General features: G+C 50.9%; 13 protein-coding genes. 6 read left to right on the top strand and 7 right to left on the bottom strand.

Annotated elements, in window-relative coordinates; genetic code table 11:
* Together AB9F27_RS16705 and parC are read right to left on the bottom strand one after the other, a co-directional pair.
* The coding region (locus AB9F27_RS16705; RefSeq protein ID WP_369756319.1) for a GTP-binding protein at positions 1–119 on the bottom strand (119 nt) is incomplete at its 3' end.
* 183 nt (positions 120–302) lie between these two features.
* The gene (parC, locus tag AB9F27_RS16700) at positions 303–2,540 is read right to left on the bottom strand and encodes a DNA topoisomerase IV subunit A (RefSeq protein ID WP_335585418.1); all 2,238 of its coding nucleotides are present in this window, start codon (positions 2,538–2,540) and stop codon (positions 303–305) included.
* A 147-nt stretch (positions 2,541–2,687) separates the two neighbouring features.
* On the opposite strand from parC, the gene AB9F27_RS16695 reads away from it, so the two are divergent.
* The 5 genes from AB9F27_RS16695 to AB9F27_RS16675 all read left to right on the top strand — a co-directional run bounded on the left by AB9F27_RS16695 (position 2,688) and on the right by AB9F27_RS16675 (position 6,205).
* Positions 2,688–3,515: an SDR family NAD(P)-dependent oxidoreductase gene (locus AB9F27_RS16695; RefSeq protein ID WP_335585417.1), complete on the top strand. Its 828-nt coding sequence runs from the start codon at positions 2,688–2,690 to the stop codon at positions 3,513–3,515.
* An 84-nt stretch (positions 3,516–3,599) separates the two neighbouring features.
* Positions 3,600–3,797, top strand: a complete 198-nt coding sequence (locus AB9F27_RS16690; RefSeq protein ID WP_039000046.1) for a twin transmembrane helix small protein — start codon at positions 3,600–3,602, stop codon at positions 3,795–3,797.
* An 8-nt stretch (positions 3,798–3,805) separates the two neighbouring features.
* On the top strand, positions 3,806–4,378 hold the full coding sequence (locus AB9F27_RS16685; RefSeq protein ID WP_335585416.1) for a cob(I)yrinic acid a,c-diamide adenosyltransferase: 573 nt from the start codon (positions 3,806–3,808) through the stop codon (positions 4,376–4,378).
* A gap of 142 nt (positions 4,379–4,520) precedes the next feature.
* Positions 4,521–5,279 (top strand): electron transfer flavoprotein subunit beta/FixA family protein, encoded by a 759-nt coding sequence (locus AB9F27_RS16680; RefSeq protein WP_039000048.1) that lies wholly within the window; start codon positions 4,521–4,523, stop codon positions 5,277–5,279.
* Positions 5,279–6,205, top strand: coding sequence for an FAD-binding protein (locus tag AB9F27_RS16675; protein WP_335585415.1), 927 nt, complete (start codon positions 5,279–5,281; stop codon positions 6,203–6,205). The genes AB9F27_RS16680 and AB9F27_RS16675 overlap by 1 nt, the downstream gene beginning before the upstream one ends.
* 64 nt (positions 6,206–6,269) lie before the next feature.
* Here the strand turns inward: AB9F27_RS16675 and AB9F27_RS16670 are convergent, their stop codons facing one another.
* The gene (locus AB9F27_RS16670; RefSeq protein ID WP_335585414.1) at positions 6,270–7,088 is read right to left on the bottom strand and encodes a DUF6473 family protein; all 819 of its coding nucleotides are present in this window, start codon (positions 7,086–7,088) and stop codon (positions 6,270–6,272) included.
* 188 nt (positions 7,089–7,276) lie between these two features.
* Here AB9F27_RS16670 and AB9F27_RS16665 point away from each other — a divergent pair, with 188 nt between their 5' ends.
* Positions 7,277–8,152: a 3-hydroxybutyryl-CoA dehydrogenase gene (locus tag AB9F27_RS16665; protein ID WP_335585413.1), complete on the top strand. Its 876-nt coding sequence runs from the start codon at positions 7,277–7,279 to the stop codon at positions 8,150–8,152.
* Here AB9F27_RS16665 and AB9F27_RS16660 read toward each other — a convergent pair.
* The 4 genes from AB9F27_RS16660 to AB9F27_RS16645 are packed head-to-tail and all read right to left on the bottom strand — an operon-like array spanning position 8,149 to position 10,165.
* A complete protein-coding gene (locus AB9F27_RS16660) occupies positions 8,149–8,421 on the bottom strand; it encodes an HPr family phosphocarrier protein (RefSeq protein WP_335585412.1) in 273 nt (90 codons plus the stop codon). The genes AB9F27_RS16665 and AB9F27_RS16660 overlap by 4 nt on opposite strands.
* A 6-nt stretch (positions 8,422–8,427) precedes the next feature.
* Complete coding sequence (locus tag AB9F27_RS16655) at positions 8,428–8,823, bottom strand: PTS sugar transporter subunit IIA (protein WP_039000054.1); 396 nt, start codon at positions 8,821–8,823, stop codon at positions 8,428–8,430.
* Entirely contained in the window at positions 8,820–9,746 is a 927-nt protein-coding gene (gene rapZ / locus AB9F27_RS16650) for an RNase adapter RapZ (protein ID WP_369757949.1), read from the bottom strand. The genes AB9F27_RS16655 and rapZ overlap by 4 nt, the downstream gene beginning before the upstream one ends.
* Complete coding sequence (locus tag AB9F27_RS16645) at positions 9,743–10,165, bottom strand: serine kinase (protein ID WP_335585411.1); 423 nt, start codon at positions 10,163–10,165, stop codon at positions 9,743–9,745. The genes rapZ and AB9F27_RS16645 overlap by 4 nt, the downstream gene beginning before the upstream one ends.
* Between the last annotated feature and the right edge of the window lie 11 nt (positions 10,166–10,176).

Genomic DNA, 10,176 nt, shown 5'->3' with positions numbered 1-10,176 from the left:
AAGTTGTCCGAAAACTGCTTCGTAATCGCAGCTGTCAAAGTCGTCTTACCGTGGTCAACGTGGCCGATTGTACCAATGTTACAATGCGGTTTGTTACGTTGGAATTTTTCCTTACCCATGAAAGCCTCATCCTTAAACAAGGGGGCCGGAACCGACCCCACATTACATCGCGGGTGAAGTATGATTTTACGCAGGATAAATCAAGCGTTTCGTTTCATACTTTCCCCTTGATGCCTAAATGTGGCTTCAGCGCCGCTTATTCAAGGATAGTCTTGATCCCCTTGGAGTATTTGACCGCAAGCTTAGGTAAATTTATTGTCGTGTGGGAAGCCACGCGGCGCCATCCGTCCGGTCGCGGCACGCTTGCCCAACCAATCTGCAAGCTCGGTCACGGTCCGCGTACGCCCCGCAGGATCATGCCACGTCAGGCCGTCCGCAATATTGAACGCGCGCGCATCGCTTAGGCCACCATCCTTGAATTTCTGGAGACGCACACCTTTACCGCGTCCCATTTCGGGCAGTTCATCCACAGCAAACACCAGCATTTTATGATTATCGCCAACGGTTGCAACGTGATCGCCGTTAATCGGCAGGCAAACAATGGCCGTCACATCGCCGCGCACATTGAGCACCTGTTTGCCGCTTCGAGTTTGCGCAATCACCTCATTTTCAGGCGCAACAAACCCATCGCCCGCCGAGGAGGCGATCAAAAGCTTGCGGTTCGGAACGTGGATAAACAGGTCGACAATTTCGCTTTCGTTGGCAAGGTCGACCATCAGACGGACCGGCTCACCCATGCCGCGCCCACCTGGTAGCGTACTCGCCCCCATGGTAAAGAAACGGCCATTGGCACCGAGCAAAAGCAGGCGATCAGTCGTTTCAGCATGGAAGGCAAAGCGGGGGCCGTCACCGTCTTTGAATTTCAACTCGCGTGTGAGATCAATATGACCCGACATCGCGCGGATCCATCCCATTTTGGAGCAGACAACGGTGATCGGTTCACGCTCAATCATGGCTTCGATCGGCACGTCTTCGACTTCAAGCGCCTCGGCGAATTGAGTACGACGTGCGCCGCCTTCAAAATTCTTGCCAAATTTCTTCTTGGTTTCCCGCAACTGTTCGGAAATTTTTGACCACTGGAGATCTTCGCTTCCCATCAATTCGACGAGACCCGCTCGTTCCAGAGTTAGGGCGTCATTCTCTTTTTTGAGTTCAAGTTCTTCCAGCTTTCGCAAGCTGCGCAAACGCATGTTCAAAATGGCTTCAGCCTGAACTTCAGTCAGTGCAAACTCTTGCATCATCACGGCGCGTGGATGATCCTCAAAACGAATGATTTCGATGATGCGATCAAGATTGAGGAACGCAATAATGTACCCTGCGAGCACCTCTAGGCGGTGATCGATTTGCTCCAACCGGTACTGGCTGCGCCGCATAAGCACATCACGACGGTGATCCAAAAACGCCCGCAGAACCTCTTTGAGGCTGCAAACCTTCGGCGTCAAACCATCGATCAGCACGTTCATATTCATGCTAAACCGCACCTCAAGATCGCTGTTGCGATACAGGGTGTTCATCAAAACTTCAGGTATTACATTCTTTGATTTCGGCTCTAGAACGATGCGCACATCTTCGGCGCTTTCGTCCCGCACATCCCCAAGAATCGGCACTTTCTTAAGCTGAATGACTTCAGCCAGTTTCTCGATCAATTTACTTTTCTGAACCTGATAAGGAATCTCGGTGACAACAATTTGCCACGTGCCGCGCCCCAAATCCTCAACTTCATATTTACACCGCAGTCGGAACGAACCCCGCCCTGTGCGATACGCCTCGACGATGTTTTCGCGCGGCTCTACAATGATGCCGCCCGTCGGGAAATCTGGACCGGGCACAAAGTTCACCAAGGTCTCGTCCCGCGCATCGGGCGTTTTGATCAGATGCAAACACGCGTCAACAAGTTCAACAACATTGTGGGGTGGAATGTTGGTGGCCATACCAACGGCGATCCCCGTTGACCCATTAGCCAACAGATTTGGGAAAGTCGCAGGAAGCACCGTTGGCTCCGTTAGGCGCCCGTCATAATTATCCCGAAAATCAACGGAGTTTTCGTTCAATCCCTCAAGCATCGCTTCCGCGACAAACGTCATACGCGCCTCGGTGTACCGACTGGCCGCTGGATTGTCGCCGTCGATATTACCGAAATTCCCTTGGCCATCCACCAGTGGATAGCGCACGTTGAAGTCCTGCGCCAAACGGGCCATGGCGTCGTAAATCGCCATGTCGCCGTGAGGGTGGAAATCCCCCATTGTGTCGCCCGAAATTTTGGCCGACTTCAAATACCCCCCCGTCGAATTCAGACGCAGCCGATTCATCGCATAAAGAATGCGTCGGTGCACAGGCTTCAGCCCGTCACGCGCATCGGGTAACGCACGATGCATAATCGTCGAAAGCGCATAGGTCAGGTAGCGGTCCCCAATTGCGCGGCGCAACGGCTCAGCTATTTCCACAGGTTCGATGTCGGAGGGGTCGTTTTCTTTGCTCATAAAACGGTGATAACGCCGAGAATTGGTGCGCACAAGAACTAGGTCGCTTCCTGCAAAATTTTGCACCACGAACTGTGCGCGCAATTACCCTTGTTTTTTCATGCCTCAAAGGTGATCACTCAGACACACATCGCGCGAAAGAAAAATATGCCCAGCAAATCCATCCTCATTACCGGCTGCTCTAGCGGCATCGGATATGACGCGGCCCACGGCCTCAAAAACCGAGGATGGCGTGTTTTTGCTACGTGTCGCCAAGAAAAAGACTGCGAACGCCTTCGCGCCGAGGGGCTGGAAAGTTTCCCGCTGGATTACGCCGACGAGGCCAATATCGAGGCGGCGCTTGCCGAATGCCTTTCGCGCACCGGAGGCACGCTTGACGCCTTATATAACAACGGAGCCTTTGCTGTGCCGGGCGCAGTTGAAGACCTACCCCGCGCCGCACTTCGGGAAATATTTGAAGTTAATCTCTTTGGGTATCATGATCTTACGTGCCAAGTTATCAAAATCATGCGCGCACAGGGGCACGGAAGAATTGTCAATTGCAGTTCAATACTTGGCTTTGCCCCCATGCGTTGGCGAGGCGCGTATAATGCCACGAAACACGCGATGGAGGGGCTTACCGACACGCTACGATTAGAGATGCGGGACACTCCGATCAAAATCATCTTGATTGAACCCGGTCCGATCAAGTCGAAAATACGGCAAAACTCTATTGCGCATTTTGAACGTCACATCGACACTGAAAACTCGCCACGCAAAGCTCAGTATGCGCAACTTACAAAACGGCTTTATGCAGATAAGAAACCAGATACGTTTGAGTTGCCTGCATCGGCAGTCACAAAAAAACTCATTCATGCCCTCGAAAGCCCGCGCCCCAAGCCTCGATACTATGTAACAACCCCGACTTATGTGATGGGCTTGCTGAAACGCGTTACATCGACACGAATGTTGGATAAGGTCTTAGCCAAGTTCTAGGGTGCGCAATAGTCGCACACCGCGATTTGACCTTGCAGCCCCTATAAATGCCCGTAAGTCTGGACAAAACCGAAAGGAAATTTCATGAACTCGGATCCGCTTTTTCTATTGGTCGTTGCGGCCATTTTGCTCGTCTTGGGCATACTTATCGTCGGCCTGGTTGGCTTTATGTCCGGCGGCGAGTTCAATCGCAAACACGCCAATCGTATCATGCGGTATCGTGTGGGGGCACAGCTTGGGGCCGTAATATTAATCGTCATTTACGTTCTTTTGCGGCGTTAGGGGGCGAAATGGTTGTTCTCAACAAAATCTACACCCGCACGGGTGACGCTGGTCAAACCGCACTGGGGAATGGAACTCGCGTCGATAAATACGATGCGCGCGTAAATGCATATGGAACGGTCGATGAAACCAATGCGACCGTCGGGCTTGCACGGCTCCACGCCGAAGGCGAAATGGACGTACAACTTGCACGGATTCAAAACGATCTATTCGATCTAGGGGCCGATCTTTGCCGCCCAGATTTGGAATCAGACGCAACGGCGGAATACCCCCCCCTTCGGATGAACAATGCGCAAGTCGACCGGCTTGAGGCCGAGATTGACGCCATGAATGCACATATTCCGCCATTGCGCAGCTTTGTTTTACCCGGAGGAACACCCCTCGCAGCACAACTTCACTTGTCGCGAACGGTATCCCGCCGCGCCGAACGCCTCACAGTTGAACTTGCGAGTCTCGAATCTGTAAACCCTGCGGCTGTGAAATATCTAAACCGTTTGTCAGACTGGTTTTTCGTGGCCTCACGTGCCGCAAATAAAAACGGCGCGAATGATGTGCTTTGGGTTCCTGGGGCAAACCGTTAGCGCCAACATCGAAAAAACGCCGCGTCCCATGGGATAGACCGTCGATTTTGCTCTATTTTCTGTCGCCCCAAAAGGCTAGATAAAATCGAGAGCTTGTTAGGTTCGCATTTTTGCGATCATTGAAACTAAGGGAATACGCACTATGAAGGTCCTAGTACCGGTCAAACGTGTGATCGATTATAACGTGAAAGTTCGTGTCAAAGCGGATGGCAGCGGCGTCGATCTCGCCAATGTAAAAATGTCTCTGAACCCATTTGACGAGATAGCCGTCGAAGAAGCTATCCGCTTGAAAGAGGCCGGAAAAGCTGACGAAGTTGTTGTTGTCTCCATTGGTGTGAAAGACGCACAAAAGGAACTCCGCACGGCACTTGCCATGGGCGCTGATCGGGCGATTTTAATCGTTGCAACTGACGAAGCGACAACAGACATCGAACCTCTCGCGGTTGCGAAACTTCTCAAGGCAGTTATTGCCGAAGAGGCTCCCGGCCTCGTGATTGCAGGCAAACAAGCCATCGACAACGACATGAACGCAACGGGCCAAATGCTCGCGGCACTCCTTGGCTGGTCACAAGCGACCTTCGCAAGCGAACTTTCCGTTGAAGGCGATAGCGCAATTGTTACCCGCGAAGTTGACGGTGGACTTCAAACCATCAAGGTAAAACTTCCAGCGATCGTCACCGCCGATCTGCGCTTGAACGAACCACGATATGCAACCCTTCCCAATATTATGAAGGCCAAGAAAAAGCCTCTCGAAGAGAAAACCGCTGCTGACTATGGCGTCGACGTTTCTCCTCGTCTTCAGGTGATTTCAACCGCTGTTCCTTCTGAACGCAGTGCTGGGATCATGGTTGCGGATGTTGCCGAGCTTGTTGCGAAACTCAAAGATGCGGGGGCTGTGTAATGACCGTTTTAATTCTTGCTGAAATCAACGGCGCAGAACTCGCGCTTGACGCAACGGCCAAAGCAGTCTCTGCCGCCTCTTCCTTAGGGGACATCACATTGCTTTGTGCCTCGGCAGGTTGCGGTGATGCGGCCCAAGCCGCGGCCAAAATCGCGGGTGTTTCCAAGGTTCTTTGCGCTGATGACGCGGCTTATGGCCATGGTTTGGCTGAGCCTATCGCCGACCTCATTGTTAGCCTTGCAGGTAACTATACGCACATCCTTGCCCCAGCGACCGCCAATGCAAAGAATATTTTGCCACGCGTTGCCGCACTTTTGGATGTTATGGTGCTTTCCGATGTTACGGCGATTGTTGACGCCGATACGTTTGAGCGGCCAATCTATGCGGGCAATGCAATCCAAACGATCAAAACAACGGATTCTATCAAAGTTGCCACACTTCGTACCGCTACATTTGACGCGGCAGGAGAAGATGGCTCAGCGACTGTCGAAAGCATAACAGCGACGGCCGATCCCAAGCTATCCGAATGGGTTGAAGATAAAGTTGCCAAGAGCGACCGCCCTGAACTTACAAGCGCAGGCATCGTTGTTTCTGGTGGACGCGGTGTCGGATCAGAAGATGATTTTGCGCTCATCGAAAAGCTGGCAGATAAGCTTGGAGGCGCCGTTGGCGCGTCTCGTGCTGCGGTTGACTCTGGCTATGCACCAAATGACTGGCAAGTTGGCCAAACCGGTAAAGTTGTTGCTCCGGACCTGTATATCGCAATCGGTATCTCTGGTGCGATCCAACATCTTGCAGGCATGAAAGACAGTAAAATCATTGTCGCAATCAACAAAGACGAAGAAGCGCCAATTTTTCAGGTCGCCGACTATGGACTTGTTGCGGATTTGTTTGAAGCAGTTCCAGCCCTTATCGACGCGCTGTAAGCAACGATACTCCTAACAGTTAAGGCTCGCCCCAGTGGCGAGCCTTTTTTTGTTCTGCAGCGCGCTAAAGCATGTCTCGAAGCGCGTTCGAAAGGGACTTAGCAATTTCTCGATGCGCCCTCATCCCCATCATTTCCTTTGCCATGGGTTCTTCCATTTCAGGGTAGATCATACCAGCAACACCCTCAGATTTTGCCTGATCACTCAAATTAACTTCGACAACCTTCGTACAATAAGGCCGAATGGCTTCGATCATCTCCCGATCTACAAACAGCGGATCGTGACCAAGATCGCTTTTCCCTTCTGGGTTTGAATCATCAATCCAAAGCATCACGGTTTTACCTTCGATTTTTTCAAGCATAATCTGCATGCGCGCTTTCCAAGCTTCCTTGATCTCGTCTTCGACCAATGCAAAGCGCTCTTCAGACAATTTTTTCAACGTGCTCAGCATATGCCGTGTGAAATGGAAGTCCGTAAAGTCGACCTCCCGAAACACCATTTTCAGCAACACTGAGGCCTTGAGAAAACGGTCGTTCCGGCGTGGATGCACCGCATAAAACCGATTGGACATGTTTTGAGCGCCCATCGCTTGAATGACGGTTACACGTGCCTTGGAACAGGCATCAAGGATAGCTGGTTCGTTTAAGAAGACATCCGCGCCAGCATTCACACACCCGAAATTAATCGAAGTTGTGCTAACATCATCCTCAACCAGTTCCGTAAACGGCTTTTCGATGAACTTACCGTAGGTTTCCGTTCCCCCGATGACGGCAATATAGTCGCCATCCATTTTCTTACGCGGTCCACGAAACAACAGTTTTGACTTGCCGTATCGACAAGGTAAATAATCAAGAGCGCCTTCGCTCAGGTTCTCATAGGCCATAACCCACCTCACTAATTTTCGACTCACCCAAGACCAATTTGCGCGCGACCTCTTGCCAAATCCCTAACCTTAAAATTAGCGCTATCTTGAAACGTGAAACTCTTTACCGGAGGGACACGAAACGCCCCTTGCATAGACGCTGCGGCGCGACATATTCTTGGGCCGAATTCAAAAGAGAAGTTGAGCCAATGGAAATTAAAAAAATCGGTGTCATTGGCGCAGGCCAGATGGGAAACGGAATCGCACATGTTTTGGCCGTTGCTGGTTATGACGTTGTATTGAATGATATTTCTCAAGATCAGCTGGATGCGTCTTTCGCCCTAATCGAGTCAAACCTTGAAAGGCAAGTTGCCCGCGACAAGCTTTCAAGCGATGCACGTGACGCGGCACTAAGTCGGCTCCAAACAACGCTTGATATTGCACAAGTTGGGCAATCGGATCTCGTAATTGAAGCCGCTACGGAAAAAGAAGACGTAAAAGTTAAAATTTTTGCTAACCTTTTGCCACATCTTCAGCCGCATACAATCCTCACGTCCAACACGTCGTCGATTTCCATAACACGCCTCGCGAGTGGCACAGACCGTCCGGAAAAATTCATGGGTTTTCACTTCATGAATCCCGTTCCCATTATGCAATTGGTCGAACTTATTCGCGGGATTGCAACTGATGAGGAAACTTATCGCGCGTGTTTGGCCGTTGTAGAAAAATTGGGAAAAACGGCCGCCTCAGCAGAAGATTTTCCTGGGTTCATCGTAAACCGTATCCTCATGCCGATGATCAACGAAGCCGTCTACACATTGTATGAGGGGGTCGGATCGGTGGCGTCCATCGACAGTTCTCTAAAACTAGGGGCAAATCATCCCATGGGTCCGCTGGAACTTGCTGACTTTATTGGTTTGGACACATGCTTGGCGATCATGAACGTACTCCACGATGGCCTCGCGGATACAAAATATCGCCCGTGTCCGCTCCTGACAAAATATGTCGAAGCTGGATGGCTTGGTCGAAAAACGGAACGTGGCTTTTATGACTATCGCGGAGAAACACCCGTTCCGACGCGCTAAAAATCTTCGCCGAATTTGTTAACAACTAGGGCTTGCAAGGCATCAGCAAGTTTTTCTGCCTCGTCGCCAGTTGTCGTGATTTCGATCTGTGTGCCTTTTGACGCCGCCAGCATGAGTAAGCCCATGATTGAGTCACCAGAGGCACTAAGTCCGTCTTTGCTGACTTCGGCTCGTGCGTCATGGCCTTCAACCACTTCCACGAGTTTGGCGGAAGCACGGGCATGCAGGCCCTTTTCATTGACGATATCCAACGTTCTCGTAATGCTCATGACGTCCTAACTTGTGGGATTTGCATCGAAGCTGTTAATGTATTTTCGACCCGCGTTCAGCGCGTTTTCGACCGCCTCTTGCACTGTGCAACTGCGTGATTTGGTAAGTTTGACGAGCATTGGAAGATTGGCACCGTAGATGATTTTCCGGTTCTTGGGGTTGCATGCTCGGAGAGAAAGATTGGAGGGAGACCCACCAAAAAGGTCCGTAACAACGACGACCCCGTCGCCAGTATCAACTGAATTTGCCGCATCGCAGATTTCACACTGCTTCTCTTCACGATCGTGATCGTCCTCAATTGAAATAGCGCGCATACCGTCTTGCTTGCCGACAACATGTTCGACAGCAGAAAGGTATTCTTTGGCCAATCCGCCATGTGCGACGATCAAAATTCCGATCACGCCGTTTTCCCCAATTTTGTGCCGGACGAAGTGCGTGTGCGGCGTTCAATTTCTCTATGTCTAGTTGACACTTGCCAACCAGCCTTCGCAAGTACATTCGACACATTTTCAGCGACGGCGACCGATCTGTGCTGTCCGCCTGTACATCCGAAACCAATCGAAAAATGTGCTTTACCCTCTTCTATATAGGCAGGCAACAACATTTCTGAAAAGTCGCAAACTTTTGAAAAGAAGTCATCATAACGCTTGTCTTGCGCCACATAGTCGGCGACCGCTTTGTCTAGGCCATTCAGGGCGCGAAGGTCTTCTTGCCAATACGGATTTTGTAAAAACCGACAGTCGAAAACCATGTCAATGCCACGCGGCATACCTTGTTTATAGGAAAAGCTATGGACTGATACCGCCAGTTTTTGGCTTTTTTCTGCCGCGTACCATTGTTCCACTTCTGCTCGCAACTCATGCGGTGACATGTCCGAAGTATCAATAAGTATATCCGCACATGCGCGGATGGGAACAAGTAAGTCTTGCTCGCGCTGAATGCCAATTTCCGGAGTTTCAGATGGAGCCAAAGGATGCCTGCGCCGCGTTTCAGAGAAACGGCGCAACAGAACCTCGGTGCTACAATCTAAATAAAGGACTTCTATCGCCTGATCACCGGACAGTGAATAATTGTCTAAAAGCTCCAACAAGCCCTTCGTAGAAAAATCGCGGTTGCGCGCATCGATTCCGAGTGCCAGTGGGCGATCAGACACCCCATTTTCCAGCAATCGTGGCAGAAGAGAAATAGGTAGATTATCAATAGCTTCGTAACCCGCATCCTCGAGGGTGTTAATCGCGGTAGAGCGCCCAGCACCAGACGGGCCAGTCACGAGAACCAAGCGCTGCCTTAAAACTGGGTCATCTGTTAGGCGAGGTTGTGTCAATCTGATCTGCCGTATTTTAGAATCTGCATGAGTGCATCTGCGAAATGATCACCCTTAATGCAATGATACAAGGTGGCTTTTTGGCCAAGTAAGACGATTTCTCTCGCAGGAGGAAGCCGCGTTTCCTCCACTTTATCCATATCCACGAAAAGGGAAACTATTGCGCGGGGCTCAAACGGTGTGTAAATTATCCCAACACCTCGCACCTCCAATTTGCCCGAAATTTCTGGCACAGCCAAAGCAACAAGTACTCCGTCTTCGAGTGACAACTGCGTTTGATCGTCCGAAATAAGTGTCGCGCCAAGGGAGATCATCCTAAGCGCAAGGGTCGACTTACCACTGCCTGAACATCCGAAAATGACCGCGGCTTTACCATCGATAGCAACCGTGGACGCATGGTGGAGCTCATTCGTTTCCATTTAAAAGCTCA

This window comes from Falsihalocynthiibacter sp. CO-5D18, from assembly GCF_041205445.1.
In the GTDB taxonomy this organism is placed as follows: Bacteria; Pseudomonadota; Alphaproteobacteria; order Rhodobacterales; family Rhodobacteraceae; genus Falsihalocynthiibacter; species Falsihalocynthiibacter arcticus.
This window is presented reverse-complemented; position numbering and strand designations above follow the sequence as displayed.